The sequence below is a fragment of the Mucilaginibacter gynuensis genome (assembly GCF_039541195.1).
Taxonomy (GTDB): domain Bacteria; phylum Bacteroidota; class Bacteroidia; order Sphingobacteriales; family Sphingobacteriaceae; genus Mucilaginibacter; species Mucilaginibacter gynuensis.
Genome location: NZ_BAABFT010000008.1, coordinates 49017 through 68612 on the forward strand (window position 1 = coordinate 49017; position 19596 = coordinate 68612).

Below are 19596 nucleotides of genomic sequence, written 5' to 3' on the forward strand. Positions count from 1 at the left end.
CTAAAACCATGAAAAACATTTGCCTAATTTTTTTTCTACTTATTTTTTCTATCAGCTCTTTTGCCCAGCAAACTTTTGAGGGCACAATCATCAACAAGCAAACCAAAGCGCCCATTCCATATATAACCATTAAGTTAACCAAAGAGAAAATAGCTACAGCCGCCGATGACAAAGGAGAGTTTAAATTAACATCAAATAAATCACAGCTAAATGACACTTTATTATTTAGCGGGGTGGGTTACAAGTCTTTAAAAATTGTAGCACAGGATTTTGTTAATAAAACTAAAATTGAGTTGGAAGATGATGCAGTCTTTTTAAACGAGATAAAAGTGTCATCTGAAAAACGCAAAAAAAAACATTCGGTATTAAATAATTTCAACGCAAGCAGGCTGACTTTTCCTACCCGTCTTTTTTGCCTAATACATCAGGCAGCTATAACATTATATTCGCCGGAACCATTTGGTAAATTAAAAAGAGTAATAATCAATCGGTTAATAGATATTTCCAATAGAAACACAAATAACGAAGCAAGATTCAGACTGCATATTTATACTATTGATCCGGCTACCGGGGGGCCTGGTGAAGATATTGTACACCAAATAATAACTATTTATGATAAAGACAATTCCGAAATAAAAGTTGACCTCGAAAAATATGACATCGTTATACCCGAAACGGTATTCTTTGTTGCCATTGAATGGTTATATATCCCCCTAAACGAAACCATTCTAAGTTCGTACGGCGAAGCTAATCATCTTATGTATCAACCGAGGGTTTTCAATATGAAAGAAGACAAAAGTGACAAAAAAACACGAACCTGGTATAAATTGACACCAAACAGTACATGGGAAGATGTAACTAAGCAAAATTATAACGATTATAATATTATAACCATTTCAGCCATTATCGAGAACTAATCAATGCAATTAGCCATGAAAATAATTATACTATTATTACTACCGTCAACATTATTTGCACAAGTTAGCTTACTGCAAGGCGAAATAAGGGATAAAGCCACCCATGCACCAATAGCTTTCGCTTCAGTGGTGTTGATGAAAGGGGAAGCGGCCTGCAATAGTGATGACAAAGGTGTATTTAGATTAGTTTTGGTCAAGGTAGATTTGAATGATACCTTGTGGGTGAACAGCTATGGTTATAAGGATGTAAAAATTCCGGTTAGTTCATTTTCAACCAATTGGAAGATTTTGCTTGATACCAATAAGCTAAAAAAATTGCCTGAAAATAAATCGAAAGGCGCAAACAAAGCTGTGCTTAATGGTTTTGACAATAAACTTGCACAATATTATACAGGATTTGAACGGCCTTTGGAAAGATTTAAATATTTACAATTGGCGCAAAAGCTGACCGCCCCGGCAAATAACAATATTTTAAAATCAGTTAATATTAAGGTACTAATAGCGGCTTACGAACAAAAATATGATAGTACAAAATTTCTTATCCATGTTTATGATATGGATAAAGAGACTGATGGTCCTGGTAAAGAAATAACGCCGGGCGGAATATTGGGTGAAACCAACGGAAAGTCTGTTATTGAAGTAAAGTTGCCATCTGCAATCAATATTCCCGGGGAAAACTTTTTTGTAGCAATTGAATGGTTAAGAATTAAGTTTAACAGAAATGAGATTAACAGGGAACATTTCGCAAGTCTTGATCAGGGTTTAATTATGCGAGAAACTTACAAACCCATCATAGGCATGTCTAACAAAAAAGGAGAATTCATAAACACCTGGGCTATGAATTTTAAACGGGAGTGGCAGCTGTACACCTACTTTGTGCCCTATCTTACTGATTTCGCCATATCTGCCGAGGTGGAATATTGACGCTCATGGCTTTACGATAAGCTCAACTAATAGTGGATTACTCCTTTTGTCATTTTTCTTCACAAAAGCGGCCAACTCCGGTGTTAGTCCATCTGTTTTTAAGCCAGTGCTTAATATATCAACAGCACGTACGGAGCTAAAAAACGATGCCACTCCGTCGCAACCATGTATACTCAGTCCTAAAGGTAAGCTATGGGTTAGTTTGTCCGCAGTTGTTCCGCTAAAACTTACCAGTTCGCCGCTTTTTAAATTGTATATAAAAACATCCATAGATTCGTACGAATATGATTTAAAGCTTAAATGATTACCCGCTTTGTAAAAGTCTCCTATAAGATTGATAAGAGGTTTATGCTCTTCTGCGTAAATTCTGCGCTTGTTCAGATAAACTTTATTATATAGAAAATCCCTCGGTAGCGATTGTTCCGCAGGAAATATAAACTGATAATTTACTGCTAAGGCAGTACCTTTCAAATGATAAACGCTGTAATCATAAGGCTTTGTCAGGTAAGTGTAGTCGCCGCTTGTTCTGAAGTATTTGGCTAATCCACCCGCGTCGTTATAATTAAATGCTAAAGTATCATACGGTAAATAATGGGTTGCAAAATTCTGCCGATTTTTAGCAAATAAAACATTACTGTATTTTAATGCGGGTGTATTAAGTGTTGGCTCAAATTTATCCTGTACGAAAGAATACCCCCTGTAAAAAGCAGTTGTATTGTCTTTTAAGAAAGTGAAATCCGCGAAGTTGATATACGGCAGTTCACTCCGGAGCAATTTCCCTTCATAATTAAAATGCATCCATTTACCATCATCAAAATTAAGCACCGAAATTTCTTTTTTTTCTCTGTTCACAGCAAAGTAGATCGTTCGGAACCCCTCCAGCTTGCTATGAAATTTACCATCTTTTGAAAATAAAAATATGCCCGATTTACTTTGGGAATTAACAACAGAAACAGCTGCATCGAGTATGATAAAATATTCATCAGTGATCTCTAACTGATCAACTTTGCCAAAGGCGCTTTTGCTGGTTGACTCTAAGGGAATGTACCTTACAGATGAAAATACTTCACTTGCTGCATACTCCTCCCCTTTTGCGGCTCTAGGGTCAATTCTAATTTCTGTAACATTATTTGTATCAGGCTGATTATTTCGGGCTTGCGCATATCCAAAACCTGGTTTTAAAGATAAAAGTAACAAAAAGTTAATGAGCAAACTTTTTGAGTTGGAAATGAAAGATAACATAGGTTGATAAGGTTTTATTAAGTCAAATCTAAAAACTTGATTTCTAAATCCATATCAAAACGTACTTTTTAATTTCTTAAACGAATATATATATTGTTCGGTAGTATCTACAATTGTACAAAAAACCTGTCGCCAAGATATTTCATTACCCACACCGCCATGATTAGTTTAATAGCTTAACACAAACTAATTTCATGTAAACACTTGCTCTCGGGCATGAAACTACCAAGCCGGTATAAATTATGATGGATGCTCCACACAGACAACATTTCATGAAGGCGCTTTTCAAAGGCCGAAACTTTCACTAACTATTACCACATATACGCCACCTTTCCCACTTACAAGTGGTTGCTATTATGTGTTAAGGATTTTCATACTTTGTCTATCCCAAAGTTCTTTCAATTGAACTGCGTGTTCTTTAGGAGTAACCTTAATATATTTTAGAAATGCTTTCTCTGTACGGTGCCCGGTAATAGCCATTATCGTAATAGACGGAACCCCCATTAGATACATATTAGTTGCAAATGATCTTCTTGCCGTGTGAGTGGTAATGAGTTTATGGGTTGGAGTATTTTCAACAATTATATTGCCACCCTTGTGCGATTTAATTTGCTGTAGTTCATTAAATCCTGCTTCCTTTGCGAGTTACTTCAAGTACTTGTTCATATTAACATTCGATATAGCAGGCGGCAGCCCATTCACTGTTAACCCATTATACTTTTGCATAATGATTTTAATAGTTTCATGAATAGGGATAACTACTCTTTCTCCTGTTTTCTGCGTTTCTATTCTATGCAGTCATTAAGGATGTTTTTAGGCCCTATAGCATTGAAATCAGAAAAGCGCAGACCTGTCCAGCATCCAACTAAAAAAAGATCCCTGACGCGTGCTAGGCGCGTGTTATCCGACAGATCCAAATTGTATAAGGTATCCAATTGTGATTTATTTAGATATACATTTTCAGTATCGTTTTGTAGTTTGGAAAAATGTTTGTGATTGTGCTTTTGGTATATTTTGAAAACCGTTCTAATGATCTAAGTGTATTTTGATATGCTTTATGCGAATCGGGACTTAATCGACGACGCTATCTCATTTAAGTGATGGTTAAATTCAGGGTGCTCAACAAATTGTTTGGTCGCTTTGGCTCGTTGTTTCTCAGTGTCCCCCAATTTAGGCTTAATTGTTTCTACACTGGATATTACAACTTTCAAATTATTGTACCTAAGAACACAATGTATAGCAGTGTTTTTATCCTTACTTAATTGATCGCGAAGATTGAAATTTACCTTAACTGGTTTAATATCCTTAATTATCATACTATTTGATTAAGCATTACAAATCAAATCATGAATACATGTATCTATTTTATCAAAGGTAATAGTCCCAGCGGGATCACAAATCCTCAGAGAAATCTGAGGATTTGTTCGTTTTATACCATTTTGAAATTGCACTGCACGATAGAAAATAAAACGGTTCCAAATTTACCGGTCAATTATATTTTTAATCATGGCACTACAAATGCCTGCCTAATAACAGTTATCAACTGCCTTAAAGAAAACAAAGTGTATCACCCCCAAATAATAACTCCTATTATTGCACTTGGTTATTATCCTGCACGAGTGTTAGAACCACTTTATAAGCTATTTTTTTCTCCCAGTGTGCTATTAACCAGGCAATAAAGCTTAAAGTGAAAATGTCGTTATTTCCTGCCTCATCAAGTAAGTTTAAGACAGTTTTTCTATATGCTGGGTCAAAAATCACATCGGGCTTTAGCAGATATCTTTCAACCATCTTCAAATACAACAATACGCGTTCTTCAGAGGTTTTTAACAAATACTTCTTATATCTACGGCGGAAACTGTTTAGCCGGGACATGGCAAGCTCGATGTTGGAGAACTGCGCCTGAACCAAAATTTCCATCAGGTTTTTCCGGATAGTCCATAACATGCCCATCTTTTTTTCGTACCAGGCATCGGTGCGGGTGAGTAACGTCAGTTGTTTCAAGCCTCTACGGTCATTACACAGGGCTAAAAACATGATGATGCTTATTTGTAAATCTTCCACATCCTCCGGTTTAGCTTTATGCTTTGTATTAGAAAGCGATTCCTGTAATAGCATAATCGCATCGTTAGCGAATCCAGTAAAGAACAGGTTGAGTGCAGCGAGCAACTGATAACGTAAATAAAACAGCGCGTAATAGCGATTATCCATCACCATAAGATCCATCATTTCCTTAAGATAGGACACACTCACTGCGAAGTTTTTTCGCCGCAGATGAAAGTTCGCCAAAAAATACAAGATGGATATATGATAAAAAAGATAAGCCTGTGTTTTATGCGGTTGGTTCTGCATAAATTGATCCGTTCGCTTGATATAACGCTCTATTAATCCATAATTCTGCTGTATGGCTGCGTATTCATTCGCGATAAAAAGAATTTGGTAAATAGACTTATAGGTCATCAGGTCCTGTACAGAAATTTTGTATTTCCTGATTGTCATTATCATCAAGGCTGTCAAATTAACAATCTTCCCTTTCAGATGTATCTCCTGCAATTCCTGCCTCAGAAAGGCGTAAGCCATATTAAGCTTAGCCTCGCGTTGCATGTGCGACTGGTTTTGCAGGAAGCGTGATGTTAAAGCCTCGAAGTTTTCGGTTCCGGGCAAATGGGCATACTGTAGCTTCAGTAGCAAGAGTTCATTCAGCAAATTAAACTGTTCCAAATGTTCAGCCAGTCGTTCGGCCTTATCCAAACACTTGAACGCTATTTTTACTACCTCATTTTCTAATAAAAAACGCCCTACTACCACCAGGCGCAATGCATCATAGGTGTCAGAATTATTGTTTTCAAAAGTTTTTTGCGATAAAAATAACAGCAAATTATCCTGTAGCCTTTTACGCAAGGCATGGTATGCATCATTGTTTTTTTTAGAATTGTAAAGCTTACTTAATCCATTTATATCATCAGTTTTTATCAAATTAAGCAATTGCAAATTCTTTACATCTAACCTTTTATTTTTTTGCTGAAGAAACTGTTTAAAAAGCTTAATATCAGTACTATTAAGGAGATTTATCAACTCTGAAAGAGAATCCATATAGATAAATTGGTGTATATAAAAGTACATTAATTGCAAATTATATCATCAGTAATTTTCACATTTTAATTTTTTCAGGTTTGTATTGTACCCGACATTTGCTTTCATATTAATCATTAAACAAAAACAACATGGAACCGCTACAACCAAGAACAGAAGAAAATTCACCCATTGTAAAATACGGCGAAAAAACAGGAAGCTCGTTTAAACCAACCGGCGCATTTATAGGAGCCTCCTGGTTTGCTTTATTAGCCGGAGTGGCGGGATATTGCATAGGCTTATGGAACGCAAGTATGGAGTTAAACGAGAAAGGCTATTATTTCACCATTTTATTATTTGGCTTATTCGCGGTAATCTCGGTACAAAAAAGCGTAAGGGACAGGTCTGAAGGGCTTGCCGTTACAGACCTTTACTACGGCTTGAGTTGGTTTGCCACTATTGCCGCAATGGTATTGTTAACAATTGGGTTATGGAATGCAGGTCTCGCCCGAAGTGAAAAAGGCTTTTACGCCATGGCATTCTGCTTAAGTATGTTTTCGGCCATTGCTGTACAAAAAAATACCCGCGATGCAAAGATGTTTGAGGATAAAGAACTGTAACGTAGCGGTTGCCTCCCCGCAGTGCATTGTCCGGCAAGCCTGCGGGGTTATTTAAATACATTTAATAGAGGCTATCAAATTTAATTACCTAAACCTGGTTCAAAAAAAGTCTGATAAGGACAAGCCACAAGACCTTTCAAGAAGTCGAAATTTAAAAAGAGGCCGTTTCATAAGTCAATTATGAGATGGCCTTTCTGCACTTAAGGCTACTTCAACTCATCCATGATCTTTTTAATATCAACCCTCCCCTTTTCCGAAGCAATAAGATTTAACAGACCGGCCATTCGTTTCAGGTAGGTGTGCACGGCAATCTGTTCGTTATCTATCAGCCCGTCAATGGTCGCTTCGCATATCCACAAACGGCTGGTTGCCGCTAATGCTTCAAGCACCGGGGCCATCTCCTGGGTAGACAACGGCAACAAGTAACCCTCATTTACCAAAGCTTTTATTTCTTGCGCAAACAATGTTCGCCTCGACGCTTGCATAGCGCGGTATGTTTGTGCAAATTCAATATCTTGCTGTAGCCATAATGGCAAACTGATAAAGTACGACCGGTATTTATACTGATTAAAATACAAGCGCCGGTTCATATCCATAAAACCATATAAACCGGGTGACTTGGGTTCGTCCAGTATCTCTGTGTTTGTTATGGTTAGCCTGTTGGAGATCTCACGCAGCAGGTCGTTTTTGGTAGGGAAATAATAGGTGATGTTTCCGCCTTTAATCTCCAGTTCTTTGGCCAGTTCGCGCACGCCCACATATTCTACCCCATAGGCATTATACATTTCTAAAGCCTTAGCAATTATTAATTCCCGGGTTGTGATTTTTTTATTTGACATTGTCAAGTTTATTTTCCTATTTTTGACATTGTCAAAAATAGGAAAATATGCAACAAGATAAAAATCGTGTACAATTACCATTAGAGATTGTTAACGGCCCCGATGATATAGTTACCTTTCACCGCTATTATGTTGACGAACAGGGGCGTGAGGCTGTAGCTGTGGAAAATAGAATACCACCTAAAGGTGGTCCGCCAATGCACGTGCATTACAGGCAAGATGAATCATTAACGGTGGTGGCAGGCACCATGGGCATTAAAGAACCCGGGAAACCCGACCGTCACATTACCATTGGCGAAACAGTGACCTGGAAGACAGGTCAACCCCACAAGTTTTGGAACGCGGGGAATGATATATTGCACTGTACAGGCTGGGTTGCACCCGTTGATAGTTTTATATTCCTGCTATCGGAGATACACAAAGCGGTTAACGCGGGCAATGGTAAGCCAAATATGTTTGATATCGCTTTTCTGATGCGCAGATACAAATCGGAGTTTTACATGTTAGAGATTCCGGCGTTTGTACAGGCAACATTTTTCCCGCTCTTGGTGTTCATCGGTAAATTTGTGGGCAGGTACAAAAAGTATACTGATGCGCCTGAACCTGCTACTCATAGTTTAAGTGTAACCGATATTTAATCAACAAATGATAAATCTTTTTTTGCAATTCTATAGGTTATAGTATCTGAAATACTTAGTAACTTTATATAACCTACAATTTACCAATAATAAACTTAATGAGTATGAAGATTTTAAGCAATGAAGATGCGTCGCCTCTTTCGGGATTAGATCAGTGGGAAGATGATGTATTGCAACGCTATCCTGAGCCCGGCGCAGCGGCAAAAAGCAAAGATGAATTCAGAAATTATGATAGCCCTGAGATTGATGGGGTGCGCGAATTTTATCGCCTCAACCATAAATACCAGACGTATGAAAACGTATTGGCTAAAAAAGCCAATTTCTTAAAATTCGATAAAAAGGAAATGCCCTGGTGGCAAGCCATGGAGTTTTTAAACACACTGGTTGACGATTCCGATCCGGATATTTCACTCGATCAGCTCCAACACTTGCTGCAAACCGCTGAAGCAATCCGCGCGGATGGACACCCGGATTGGTTTATTCTTACCGGCTTTATTCACGATTTGGGCAAGGTGCTATGCCTGTTTGGCGAACCGCAATGGAATGTAGTAGGTGATACCTTCCCGGTGGGCTGCAAATTTTCAAACAAAATAGTTTATCCCGAATTTTTTGCTGATAACCCTGATAGTTATGATGAGCGGTACAATACTAAATATGGTGTTTACTCGCAGCATTGCGGATTAGATAATATCCACATGTCGTGGGGGCACGATGAATATTTATACCACATCACTAAAGATCACCTGCCCGAAGAAGCTTTGTATATGATCCGTTACCACTCGTTTTACTCACAGCACCGCGAGCACGAATACGATCATTTGCTCAACGCGCACGATCATGAGATGTTTAAATGGGTAGATAAGTTTAATCCTTACGATCTTTATTCAAAAAGCCCTAAGCCACCAGTGGTAGCCGAGTTAAAACCTTTTTATGAAGATCTGATAGCGAAATACCTGCCAGGAACTGTGAAACTGTAGCGGCATAATTTAATTCAGGGTACTACCGCATCAATTTAATATTAGCCGGTAGTACCCTGACTTTATTAAATATTCTCTTTGTCCGGAAAAACCGGTATTGCTTTCAAAAAATACAGATAAATTGGTCAATAGCTTTTGGCCAAATGACCCTATTTCTCTTCCACATGCCCACCCCAGTTCATCGTAGCTACGGGGTTATCCTTACTTACCTTTAAATTATTATCGCAAACAAATTTTCCGCGGCTGCCGTCAGAGTATTCGAGCATGAGCGTGGGCTTAAAGATCCAGGTATCATCTCCTTCGGGTATTATTTTGAACGTAATTTTCCCGGACACGAATTCTGATTTGGGTATGAACGGCCTCGTTGCTGTGCGCACGTTGAGCTTCACTTCATTTTTTGAGCCATCGTTAGCAAACTCCTTGTCTTCGTTGTACAAGGTTTCTGAGCTGATAAACCCGTAGGTGCCCTGTATCTTGATGTTGATCTTGGTATCATGGTCTTTATTGTCCGATTCTTCGGCACCTGCCGGTGTTACGAAAACCATCTTTGCAGCTTTCAGATAAGTGTAATGCACCTGCGCTTTTCCGGCCAGTGCAAGCAGCGTTAGCGATATTAAAACAGGGAGAAATTTATGATTTGATGTCATTATATAATGCAGTTTTTAGCCGTTTAAAACTATGAAAAAATATCATCACAGTTAATGGTGATATTAACGTTGAATTGTAAAATTCCGTGTATCAACGACCAAAAAGGCTGTTTTATCCATTATTTGGCTGTTTTGTTTAGTAAAATGGCAGTTTTGTTAAGGTGTAATTGAAGTAGCTTCGCACTCCTTTTAGGAATATTTAAAATATCTACTTAATTATTATTTAAAATGGTTGTTACCCCTGCAAACCAAACAGAAACAAAATTAGTGTGCCCGAGATGCCAAAATCATGATGTTACAAGGATCCCAAGATCACGACTGGTAAGGCTGATACGGTCGGCAAATGTTAAACATTATAAGTGTTTCAAATGCTTTAAAACTTTCTACAGTAAACATGCCGTAAACCAGAATCAATAATGAAGTTCATTATCCTGTTTTTAAGCATTGCCATTGTTTATTTAATACTTACCGATCGTCGCGAGTAATCTGCCAAATTTCAGATGGTTGACAATATTAACCTGTTGTTTAAAATGATGGCACGATTGGCGATATTTTAAGTCGGATAATGACATTAAAAATTGCTAATTATCATATTCTCAATAACAAGCCCGTATTTGGCGCTAAAAATAAAATATTCCTAAAAGGAATATTTGGTATAACCGTTTAAACATTTTATCCGTAAAAGTTACATTATTCAACGCTATTTAAACTACACAAATATGGATACCCCTGATCCTAAAAAAGAACTCAAATGCCCAAGCTGCGAAAACAGGTATGTTGATCGTATTGCAAGAGGCGCTATCGTTAAATTACTTTTGCCCGATAACATAAAACGGTACAAGTGCCAGCGGTGCTATACCAAGTTTTATAGCCGGGCAACGCGCGAAAGCTTTGCTTAAATATGGGCATTGTCGTTTTTATAATTGTTATTATAGTAATATACTCATTGTATAATGATGGTAAAGAGGATAAGAACGAGTATTAATATTATTTATCAACATTTATAATAACGCGGCATAACAAAAAAAGCCCAACCATTTAGAACGATCAGGCTTTTCTTCATTATTTGATGTTAATATAATACGGTAAACACTATCGAAATAATACATACGCTGGCCAGCATCAAACAAACGTTAAAGCGTTGGCGCGATCTTAGTATTTCGGTAATTCTTCCGGTATCTATCAGTCTGAGGTATTTCATTCTGTAATACGCGGAAAATAAAAGCAATACGGCAGGTACCAATAGTATCAGTATCTTCATGGTGTAATAACATTAAGTTTTTAATAGGTTAATAATCGAAGTATTAAACCACATAATTCCTAAAAGGTTTAACGGTAACAATAAATACTTTCTAAAAAGTAAGTAACAGTTTTGTTATACAACAAGCGTGTTTGTTTTGCGGGCAATTGACTAATAACAATAGTAATAATAACTTTGTGCCATGCCTGCCATTCAAAATATAAAAGTTGCTGTTGATGCCGTAGTATTTGGTTACACCTCTAAAGAGGGTTTATCGGTACTGCTTATTAAGCGCGACGTAAAACCTTTTAGAGATGAATGGGCACTTCCCGGGGGCTTGGTTGGCGATGATGAATCGTTAGAGGATGCTATACAGCGCGAACTGAAAGAAGAAACAGGTATCGGCATTAATTACCTGGAGCAGTTGTACAGCTTTGGCCAGCCCGGTCGCGATCCGCGAAACAGGGTGATCTCCATTACCTATTATGGCCTGGTAAAGCCCGATGCCTTTGAACTGCAAGCCAATACCGATGCCAATGACGTGGCCTGGTACAACATAAAGAAAGTACCACAACTGGCGTTTGACCATCAGCAAATTATCGTGGTAGCACGTGAACGCCTAAAAAACAAAATACTGTACCAACCGGTTGGCTTTGAACTGCTGGAAGAGAAATTTCCGTTCTCGGAACTGGAAAAACTGTACATGGCTGTTTTAGATAGACCGATTGATCGTCGTAACTTTAAAAAGAAGGTGCTCAAATTCGGCTTTTTAGAAGAAACCACCGAAAAGCAACTGCTTGACGGCGCCGGGCGACCGGGCAATCTTTTCCGCTTTAACGAGCAAAAGTATTTTCAGCTTAAAAAAGAAGGTATCAGCTTCGAGATATAGCTCACCATAAACTTTATTGAAAAAAAGTAAAAAATAATTTGCGTATTAAAAACGCATATTTATATTTGCGTATAATTAACGCAAATATAAAATGAAAACAGGAGTTATCATTGCACGTTTCCAAACACCTTACCTGCACGAAGGGCATACCCGGCTTATTAACCAGGTAAAAGAGAGTCATTCAAAACTGATCATTATTTTGGGCGTAAGCCCGATAATGGGCAGTCGCAAAAATCCGTACGATTATTATACCCGCGAAAAAATGATCAAGAAAGATCATCCCGAAATAATTGTATTGCCGGTAAGCGATCACCCGAGCGATAAAATATGGTCGGATAATTTGGATAGCCTGTTGCGTGGTGTTTTCCCTGCCGAGCAGTTTTGTTTGTATGGCAGTCGCGATAGCTTTATACCTTACTACAGCGGCAAGTGTGAAACTGTTGAACTGCCCGAGCATGGCGACTACAACGCTACCGAGCTTCGCAAGCAGTTTGCTGATAAGGTATTTGATTCGCAAGATTTCAGGGCGGGCATTTTGTACGCTTACTATAACCAATACACCAAAGTTTACCCTACGGTTGATGTAGCTGTTTTTCGTGATAATAAAACTGCGCTGCTGCTTGGCCGCAAAGCTAACAGCAACAAATGGCGCTTTGTTGGCGGCTTTGCCGATCCGGAAGATGCGGGTTACGAAGCTGCCGCGAAACGGGAGCTTGGTGAAGAATGCGGCGATATTGAAACAGGGGAGATGCAATATGAAACATCGGCACGGATAAACGACTGGCGCTACCGCAACGAGGCCGATAAGATAATTACCCTGCTATTCAGCTGCGAGTATACCGGCGGCACACCTGTAGCCCAGGATGATATTGTTGAGCTTCAATGGTTTAAACTTGCCGATTTGCCCCAAATGATAGCCGCCGAACAAACCAATACCGAGCATAACGGCATGCTTAACTTCATTATTAATAAATACCTTAAAACCTTATAATCATGCAACGCGATAACCTGATACTGATGGCTGATGCTTACAAATACGCTCACCACAAATTGTACTACCCGGGCACTACGCAAATTTACAGCTACCTCGAAAGCCGTGGCGGTATGTTTAATGAGACCATATTTTTCGGTCTGCAATATTTTTTAAAAGAGTACCTGCAAGGCCCTGCCTTTACACAAAATGACATTGATGAGGCCGATGGTTTTTTAAAACAGGTTTTTGGCCGCGATGATGTGTTCGACAAGGCAAAGTTTCAATACATTTTAGATAAGTACGATGGCCGCCTGCCTGTTAAAATAAAAGCGGTAGCCGAGGGCACTGCCGTACCCACAAGCAATGTGCTGATGACCATTGAAAACACCGATGCGGAATGCTATTGGCTTACCAATTTTTTAGAGACCCTGCTGATGCAGCTATGGTACCCATCAACCGTGGCTACGTTGAGTAACCAGATCAGGAAGGTGGTAACACAATATTACAACGAAACCGCCACCGAAGGCAGCGATGCAGGTATCGATTTTGTGCTGAACGATTTTGGTTTTCGTGGTGTAAGCAGTATGGAGAGTGCCAAATTAGGCGGCGCGGCACACTTGCTCAACTTTAAGGGGAGCGATAATTTAGCGGGTTCTGTAATGGCCATGCAGTATTACGATGCCGGGCATGTACATGGCATGAGTATACCGGCTACTGAACACAGCATTTGTACCTTGCTGGGTAAAGAAGGGGAGCAGGAAGTTTTCAGGCATGTGCTCAAAACTTTCCCTACAGGAACTATCGCATGCGTGTCTGACAGTTATAATATCTTCCGCGCATGCGAAGAATATTGGGGCGAAGAGCTTAAGGCAGAAATATTGAACCGTAAAGGTACGCTGGTAATTCGCCCGGATAGCGGCGACCCGGTGATGACCTTGCTGGCCATATTTGAGATCCTGTTTAAAAAGTTCGGCTATACCGTAAATGAAAAAGGTTACAAGGTTTTGCCGCCGCAATTGAGGGTAATACAAGGCGACGGCGTAAATTACGAAGCCATTAAAGGTTTATACCAGACCTTAAAAGAAAACCACATAAGCGCCGAAAACCTGGTACTGGGTATGGGCGGCGCATTACTGCAAAAGGTTGACCGCGATACCCAGCGTTTCGCTATAAAATGCAGCAGCGCGGTGTTGAACGGCAACCAGGTAAATGTAGAAAAAGCACCCACAGAAATGGATGCCGAAGGCAATATTACCGGTAGTTTTAAAAAGAGTAAAGGCGGCCGTTTAAAACTTGTAAAAATAAATGGCATCTTTAAAACCGTTAGGCAACAGCAAAATCCTGAACTGCCCGACCAATTGCAAACTGTTTTTGAAAATGGCGAATTATACAATACGCTAACCTTTGGGCAGGTTATTGAAAATACTAAAGCTTAATAATGAAGAAGATACTATTCTATATAAAAGACTACGAATACCTGGCCGAAAAAATGTTATGCAGCGGCCTGTACGAAAAAGGCGACCTGGAAGTAAGCACCTTTACCGATGGTGAACGCTACCAGCGCATATTATCAGACGTTGAACACCGCGATGTGATAATAATTGGCGGTACGGTTAACGATGTCGCTACGCTCGAACTGTTCGACCTTGCTTGTTCTGTGGTGAGTTACGGTGCTAACTCCCTCACGCTGGTAATTCCTTACTTTGGTTACTCAACTATGGAGCGTGCCGTTTTAAAAGGCGAAATTGTTACCGCCAAAACACGCACCAGGCTTCTCTCGGCCATACCTAAATGTAACCGGGGCAATAAAATGTTTTTGTTTGATTTGCATGCCGAGGGGATACAGTACTATTTTGAGCAAGACCTGTACCCGGTTCATGTTTATTGTAAGGATATAGTTATTGAAGCGGCCCGCCAATACGGCGGCGATAATTTTGTGATGGCCAGTACCGATGCCGGTCGTGCTAAGTGGGTGGAATCATTAGCGAACGATTTAGGCGTTAACGCGGCCTTCATCCTAAAAAGAAGATTAAAAGGCGACCATACCGAAGTAAGCGCCATTAATGCCGATGTAGCAGGCAAAACAGTGATCATTTATGATGATATGATCCGCTCGGGAGGCAGCATTGTTAATGCCGCGCAAACCTATAAAAATGCCGGTGCAGGCGATATTTATGTAATTACCACACACGGCCTGTTTGTAAACGACGGTATTAACAAACTGAAAAATTGCGGCTTTATCAAAAAACTGATCTGTACCGATTCGCATGTTAATACCCAATACATTAATGATGATTTTGTAGAGGTACGCAGCATAGCCGGCTTAATTTGTTCGGTAATATGATCCGGGTATTTTCCTTCACAAAATTGATACACAATTAATAAGCCCGGCCTCTTGCATTGCTCGGGGTAATGAGTGATATTCGTTTTAGCAATCTGCTTATCATCATATAAACCTACGTTCAATGGAAAACTCACGCCGTAATTTTATCAGGCAGGCATCCTTAGCGGCCGCCGGTACCTTAATAGCCAAAACCAGCTGGAGCGCCAAAAGCTATAGCCGCATTATAGGGTCTAACGACCGTGTACGTGTGGGCGTTATCGGCTTTTCCGACAGGCATAAAGGCTCGCACATCCCCAGTTTTATGAACCACTACAAAGAACTCAATTTTGAGGTAGTGGGCGTGTCAGACATCTGGAGCAAACGCCGCGAAGAAGGTGCTGCCATTTGGAAAGAGAAAATGCAGAACGACGTGAAGGCCTACCGCAATAACGAAGAACTGTACGATAGCAAAACGGTTGACGCGGTATTCATCAGCACGGCCGATTTTCAGCATGCCCGCCATGCCATTGAGGCCGTAAAAGCAGGCTGCGATGCTTATGTAGAAAAGCCATTTGCCGAAACTATGGAAGATAACCGTGCTGCACTGAAGGCGGTTAAAGAGTCGGGTAAAATTGTGCAGATAGGTTCGCAACGCCGCAGCGGGGCAAACTACCATGCTGCCAATGAGTTTATCAGTTCGGGCAAATTCGGGCCGATAACCATGGTTGAGCTGAAATGGAATGTGAACCAACCCGGTCGCTGGCGCAGGCCTGACCTGCTTGGGCAGCTAAAGGAGGCCGATACCGATTGGAAACGTTTCCTGCTAAACCGCCCCTACGAGGCATTTGATGTACGTAAATATTTAGAATTCCGCCTGTTTTGGCCGTTCTCGTCGGGTTTACCCGGCCAATGGATGAGCCACCAGATTGATACCGTGCACTGGTTTACCGGCCTCAAACATCCGCGAAGCGTAGTAGCCAACGGCGGTATTTATATGTGGAAAGATGGCCGCCGCAACTGGGATACCATTACCGCCGCGTTTGATTATGGTCCGCTGGATGATCTTACAAAAGGCTTCCAGGTAACGTTTAATTCGCGCATGCACAATGGCGACGATAATCCTTCGGAGATCTATTACTCCAACGGCGGCGAGCTCAACCTGGTAACCAACAAAGTATCGCCTACCGGCGGATTAACCAAGAACATGGCCGCAGCTATGCAAATGCAGCCTAACCAGCTGCCCGACATCGCCCTTAAAAGTACCGAAAAGGTAGTGGCATCGGCCAATACAGGCGGTGATATACTTACCTCAAACCACGTGCGCAACTGGATGGAATGTGTACGCAGCCGCAAGCAACCCAATGCCCCGGTTGAGGCGGGTTACTCGCACTCGATAGCCACCATCATGACCAATGCTGCCGTGCATACCGGTACCAAGGCAACCTTCGACGAAAAGAACCAGGAAGTACTGGCAGGTGGTAAAATATTTAAATATTAAGCCATGATGAAAGCTAAAATTTGGTGTTTTGCTATCGCGATAACAATGGGCTATACCGCACAGGCACAGCAAAAAGAGCAGGTTAAAGTGGTTAAATCTGCCACTTCAAATAAGGTAGATGTTACCATAGGCGGGCAACCTTTTACCAGTTTCCTGTACCCGGATACGCTGGAAAAACCGGTGCTGTACCCGCTGCACGCGGCTAACGGTACTATTGTAACCCGTGGTTACCCGCTGGCGCCGCGCCCCGGTGAGCCTACCGATCACCCGCATCATATAGGCTTGTGGTTCAATTTTGAAAACGTGAACGGGCTTGACTTTTGGAACAACTCATTCGCTATTCCGCAGGATAAAAAGGACAAATACGGCTGGATCCGTACCGACCGCATCCTGGAAACAGCCAGCGGCACTACCGGCAAACTTGCGTACCATGCCAACTGGATCAACCAGAAAAAGGAAGTACTGCTGGAAGAAACCACCCGGTTTGAATTCAGCGGCGATAAGCAGCAGCGCGTCATAGACCGTGTTACTACCTTGAAAGCCGTAATCCCCGTTACCTTTACCGATGCAAAAGACGGTCTGCTGGGCTTACGCTTAGCGCAGGAACTGCAAATACCCACCAATGAGGATAAAAAATTCACTGACGATAAAGGCATAGTAACCGAAGTAAAGGCAGGTACTACACATATCGCCAATGGTAATTACCTTACCAGCCTGGGCAAAAGCGGCGATGCCGCCTGGAGCACTCGCGGCGCATGGTGCAAGGTTTACGGCAAAATGGGTGCTGATTCGGTGAGCATCGCCATTATCGATCATCCTAAAAACCCTAACTATCCCACCTTTTGGCATGCACGCGGTTACGGCTTGTTCGCGGCTAACCCGCTGGGCGAAAAGATATTTACCAATAACGCGTCAGCAAAAAACCTTAGCCTTAAACCCGGCGAATCGGTTACCTTTCGCTACCGCATAGTAATAAACAATGGTAAGCAAGACATTAGCCCTGCTAAACTGAATGATATAGCGTCCGCTTTCGCTAAGCGATAATTTCTTTTTGTTTACCTAAAATTTGATTTCCCAGTGTAAAAAACCAAATTTTAGGTAAACATTTTACTCTCTCTTCTCGGTAAAAATATATATTTGTTAAGCTTCGTATTGCGTGGAATGCAATACTTGTCGGCGTTTGCCGGGTAATATGAACTTTGTTCAAAAACCTCCGGTATTCAGGCAGATAGGTTTATTTTTAGCGCGATCAACGGCGTCTGCATAAAAGGAAAACCCGGTGCAGATGTAATATTGTAATGCCTGCTTTTGAGTTGCAAGAGCCGCGCATTTACAATATGAAGCCCAACAGTACGTTTTAACTTAACCAAAAACAATTACAATATGAAACTATTAAGATCATTAACAATTCCGTTCGTCATTATATTTGCTATTGCTGTATTACCGGCTTGTAAAGCAAAAAAAGTAGTTCAAAAGCCAACGCCTCCGCCTCCGGCCAAACCAGCCCCGGCGCCCGCGCAAGCACCAAAAGCAGAGCCACCGGTTGAAAAAGTAACACCTCCGCCGCCACCTGCAAAACCCGATTATAACTTTAGCAACATACAGTTTGAGTTTAACTCAGGCATCCTGAAAACAGCATCGTTCCCTATTTTAGATAAAGCTGCTACCGAGATGAAGAAAGATCCGTCGGTTAAGTTTGTGCTTGATGGCCACTCATCTGCCGAAGGTACACCGGAGCATAACCTGTCTTTATCAATTGAGCGCGCGAACGCGGTAAAAACATACCTGGCTAACACAGGTGTAAACGCGGCCAACTTAAGCATTAAAGGTTATGGCGAAAGCAAACCAATTGCCGACAACAAAACCGAAGAAGGCCGTGTGTTGAACCGCCGTGTAGAGATCAAAAAACAGTAAGAAAACTCACCCCGACTGCGCTACGCTGGTCGACCCTCCCTGCGCAAGCGCAAAGAGGGTGAAATAAACCCAAACGCTTTCTTTGCGCAGCAGAGAAGGTGGTCGAGCGAAGCTAAGACCGGATGAGTAAAATTATGGCGCTTCCTTTAACTAAGAAGGTAAGCCGATAGAACATCAATGAAAAAGCCCGGGTTTAAACTACTTAAACCCGGGCTTTTTCATTGATGATAATTTTGAATAATTATCTATTTTCAAACCCTACAAATCACCATGCAAAACATTCTTCAACAGCAATTCGGCAATATTGATATTTACCTGTTCGATCAATTACTGAAAGGCACCTACAGCAATTGCCGCAAGGTGCTGGATGCAGGCTGCGGTGGCGGGCGTAACCTTGTTTATTTTTTGAATAACGGGTTTGAGGTATATGGTGTCGATCCTAATGTGGATGCGGTGGCAGCGGTGAAGGGCTTGTCGGCAAATTTGGCGCCTGCTAATCCTGTGGATAATTTCAGGGTGGCAACTGCGGAAAGCTTACCTTTCGGGGATAGTTATTTTGATTTGGTGATCAGCAGCGCGGTACTTCATTTCGCCCAAAACGAGGCTCATTTTGATGTCATGTTGCGCGATATGTGGCGGGTACTTAAACCGGGCGGCTATTTCTTTGCAAGGCTGGCCTCTGATATTGGTATTGAAGAATTGGTTCAACCGCTTGGTAACAGCCGCTATTTGTTGCCCGATGGTTCCGAACGATTTTTGGTGAACCAGCAAACACTGTTGAACTATACTCAACAGCTAAACTCCTACCTGCACGAACCCATTAAAACCACCAACGTACAAAATCTGCGCTGCATGACTACCTGGTGCCTGCAAAAGTTATAGT

General features: G+C 41.1%; 18 protein-coding genes. 13 read left to right on the top strand and 5 right to left on the bottom strand.

Features of this window, described 5'->3' with window-relative positions; genetic code table 11:
- Positions 1-8: 8 nt before the first annotated feature.
- Both ABD894_RS15995 and ABD894_RS16000 read left to right on the top strand, forming a co-directional pair.
- Positions 9-917 (top strand): carboxypeptidase-like regulatory domain-containing protein, encoded by a 909-nt coding sequence (locus tag ABD894_RS15995; RefSeq protein WP_345212067.1) that lies wholly within the window; start codon positions 9-11, stop codon positions 915-917.
- Between the two features lie 15 nt (positions 918-932).
- Positions 933-1841 carry a peptidase associated/transthyretin-like domain-containing protein gene (locus ABD894_RS16000; RefSeq protein WP_345212068.1) on the top strand — a complete coding sequence of 303 codons (909 nt, stop codon included), beginning with the start codon at positions 933-935 and terminating at the stop codon, positions 1839-1841.
- A gap of 3 nt (positions 1842-1844) precedes the next feature.
- Here ABD894_RS16000 and ABD894_RS16005 read toward each other — a convergent pair whose 3' ends face one another.
- Positions 1845-3083, bottom strand: a complete 1239-nt coding sequence (locus tag ABD894_RS16005; protein WP_345212069.1) for a 6-bladed beta-propeller — start codon at positions 3081-3083, stop codon at positions 1845-1847.
- Between the two features lie 1590 nt (positions 3084-4673).
- On the bottom strand, positions 4674-6176 hold the full coding sequence (locus tag ABD894_RS16010; protein ID WP_345212070.1) for a hypothetical protein: 1503 nt from the start codon (positions 6174-6176) through the stop codon (positions 4674-4676).
- A gap of 131 nt (positions 6177-6307) precedes the next feature.
- Here ABD894_RS16010 and yiaA point away from each other — a divergent pair, with 131 nt between their 5' ends.
- Positions 6308-6775, top strand: a complete 468-nt coding sequence (gene yiaA / locus ABD894_RS16015) for an inner membrane protein YiaA (RefSeq protein WP_345212071.1) — start codon at positions 6308-6310, stop codon at positions 6773-6775.
- A gap of 206 nt (positions 6776-6981) precedes the next feature.
- Here the strand turns inward: yiaA and ABD894_RS16020 are convergent, their stop codons facing one another.
- Positions 6982-7614, bottom strand: a complete 633-nt coding sequence (locus tag ABD894_RS16020; protein WP_345212072.1) for a TetR/AcrR family transcriptional regulator — start codon at positions 7612-7614, stop codon at positions 6982-6984.
- A gap of 47 nt (positions 7615-7661) precedes the next feature.
- Between ABD894_RS16020 and ABD894_RS16025 the strand changes: the two genes are divergently transcribed.
- Complete coding sequence (locus tag ABD894_RS16025) at positions 7662-8252, top strand: cupin domain-containing protein (protein ID WP_345212073.1); 591 nt, start codon at positions 7662-7664, stop codon at positions 8250-8252.
- A gap of 104 nt (positions 8253-8356) precedes the next feature.
- A complete protein-coding gene (locus ABD894_RS16030) occupies positions 8357-9229 on the top strand; it encodes an inositol oxygenase family protein (RefSeq protein ID WP_345212074.1) in 873 nt (290 codons plus the stop codon).
- 149 nt (positions 9230-9378) lie between these two features.
- Here the strand turns inward: ABD894_RS16030 and ABD894_RS16035 are convergent, their stop codons facing one another.
- Together ABD894_RS16035 and ABD894_RS16040 are read right to left on the bottom strand one after the other, a co-directional pair.
- Positions 9379-9876, bottom strand: a complete 498-nt coding sequence (locus ABD894_RS16035) for a hypothetical protein (protein WP_345212075.1) — start codon at positions 9874-9876, stop codon at positions 9379-9381.
- 1072 nt (positions 9877-10948) lie between these two features.
- Positions 10949-11137 (bottom strand): hypothetical protein, encoded by a 189-nt coding sequence (locus tag ABD894_RS16040; RefSeq protein WP_345212076.1) that lies wholly within the window; start codon positions 11135-11137, stop codon positions 10949-10951.
- A 181-nt stretch (positions 11138-11318) separates the two neighbouring features.
- Here ABD894_RS16040 and ABD894_RS16045 point away from each other — a divergent pair, with 181 nt between their 5' ends.
- From ABD894_RS16045 to ABD894_RS16080, 8 genes are all read left to right on the top strand, one after another.
- Positions 11319-12005, top strand: coding sequence for an NUDIX hydrolase (locus ABD894_RS16045; protein ID WP_345212077.1), 687 nt, complete (start codon positions 11319-11321; stop codon positions 12003-12005).
- A 91-nt stretch (positions 12006-12096) separates the two neighbouring features.
- Positions 12097-12996: an NUDIX domain-containing protein gene (locus ABD894_RS16050; RefSeq protein ID WP_345212078.1), complete on the top strand. Its 900-nt coding sequence runs from the start codon at positions 12097-12099 to the stop codon at positions 12994-12996.
- A gap of 2 nt (positions 12997-12998) precedes the next feature.
- Entirely contained in the window at positions 12999-14414 is a 1416-nt protein-coding gene (locus ABD894_RS16055; RefSeq protein ID WP_345212079.1) for a nicotinate phosphoribosyltransferase, read from the top strand.
- A 2-nt stretch (positions 14415-14416) separates the two neighbouring features.
- Entirely contained in the window at positions 14417-15322 is a 906-nt protein-coding gene (locus ABD894_RS16060) for a ribose-phosphate diphosphokinase (RefSeq protein WP_345212080.1), read from the top strand.
- Between the two features lie 121 nt (positions 15323-15443).
- Positions 15444-16799 (top strand): Gfo/Idh/MocA family protein, encoded by a 1356-nt coding sequence (locus ABD894_RS16065; RefSeq protein ID WP_345212081.1) that lies wholly within the window; start codon positions 15444-15446, stop codon positions 16797-16799.
- A gap of 3 nt (positions 16800-16802) precedes the next feature.
- Positions 16803-17843 (top strand): DUF6807 domain-containing protein, encoded by a 1041-nt coding sequence (locus ABD894_RS16070; protein ID WP_345212082.1) that lies wholly within the window; start codon positions 16803-16805, stop codon positions 17841-17843.
- 339 nt (positions 17844-18182) lie between these two features.
- Positions 18183-18713, top strand: a complete 531-nt coding sequence (locus ABD894_RS16075; protein ID WP_345212083.1) for an OmpA family protein — start codon at positions 18183-18185, stop codon at positions 18711-18713.
- A 270-nt stretch (positions 18714-18983) separates the two neighbouring features.
- The gene (locus ABD894_RS16080; protein ID WP_345212084.1) at positions 18984-19595 is read left to right on the top strand and encodes a class I SAM-dependent methyltransferase; all 612 of its coding nucleotides are present in this window, start codon (positions 18984-18986) and stop codon (positions 19593-19595) included.
- Position 19596 lies beyond the last annotated feature (1 nt).

Excerpts from the sequence above, each read along its gene's own strand:
- ABD894_RS16060 (WP_345212080.1), top strand. The coding sequence starts at position 14,417 with ATGAAGAAGATACTATTCTATATAAAAGACTACGAATACCTGGCCGAA.
- ABD894_RS16020 (WP_345212072.1), bottom strand. The coding sequence starts at position 7,614 with ATGTCAAATAAAAAAATCACAACCCGGGAATTAATAATTGCTAAGGCT.
- ABD894_RS16050 (WP_345212078.1), top strand. The coding sequence starts at position 12,097 with ATGAAAACAGGAGTTATCATTGCACGTTTCCAAACACCTTACCTGCAC.
- ABD894_RS16055 (WP_345212079.1), top strand. The coding sequence starts at position 12,999 with ATGCAACGCGATAACCTGATACTGATGGCTGATGCTTACAAATACGCT.
- ABD894_RS16045 (WP_345212077.1), top strand. The coding sequence starts at position 11,319 with ATGCCTGCCATTCAAAATATAAAAGTTGCTGTTGATGCCGTAGTATTT.
- ABD894_RS16075 (WP_345212083.1), top strand. The coding sequence starts at position 18,183 with ATGAAACTATTAAGATCATTAACAATTCCGTTCGTCATTATATTTGCT.
- yiaA (WP_345212071.1), top strand. The coding sequence starts at position 6,308 with ATGGAACCGCTACAACCAAGAACAGAAGAAAATTCACCCATTGTAAAA.
- ABD894_RS16070 (WP_345212082.1), top strand. The coding sequence starts at position 16,803 with ATGATGAAAGCTAAAATTTGGTGTTTTGCTATCGCGATAACAATGGGC.
- ABD894_RS16010 (WP_345212070.1), bottom strand. The coding sequence starts at position 6,176 with ATGGATTCTCTTTCAGAGTTGATAAATCTCCTTAATAGTACTGATATT.
- ABD894_RS16065 (WP_345212081.1), top strand. The coding sequence starts at position 15,444 with ATGGAAAACTCACGCCGTAATTTTATCAGGCAGGCATCCTTAGCGGCC.
- ABD894_RS16025 (WP_345212073.1), top strand. The coding sequence starts at position 7,662 with ATGCAACAAGATAAAAATCGTGTACAATTACCATTAGAGATTGTTAAC.
- ABD894_RS16080 (WP_345212084.1), top strand. The coding sequence starts at position 18,984 with ATGCAAAACATTCTTCAACAGCAATTCGGCAATATTGATATTTACCTG.
- ABD894_RS16035 (WP_345212075.1), bottom strand. The coding sequence starts at position 9,876 with ATGACATCAAATCATAAATTTCTCCCTGTTTTAATATCGCTAACGCTG.
- ABD894_RS15995 (WP_345212067.1), top strand. The coding sequence starts at position 9 with ATGAAAAACATTTGCCTAATTTTTTTTCTACTTATTTTTTCTATCAGC.
- ABD894_RS16005 (WP_345212069.1), bottom strand. The coding sequence starts at position 3,083 with ATGTTATCTTTCATTTCCAACTCAAAAAGTTTGCTCATTAACTTTTTG.
- ABD894_RS16040 (WP_345212076.1), bottom strand. The coding sequence starts at position 11,137 with ATGAAGATACTGATACTATTGGTACCTGCCGTATTGCTTTTATTTTCC.
- ABD894_RS16030 (WP_345212074.1), top strand. The coding sequence starts at position 8,357 with ATGAAGATTTTAAGCAATGAAGATGCGTCGCCTCTTTCGGGATTAGAT.
- ABD894_RS16000 (WP_345212068.1), top strand. The coding sequence starts at position 933 with ATGAAAATAATTATACTATTATTACTACCGTCAACATTATTTGCACAA.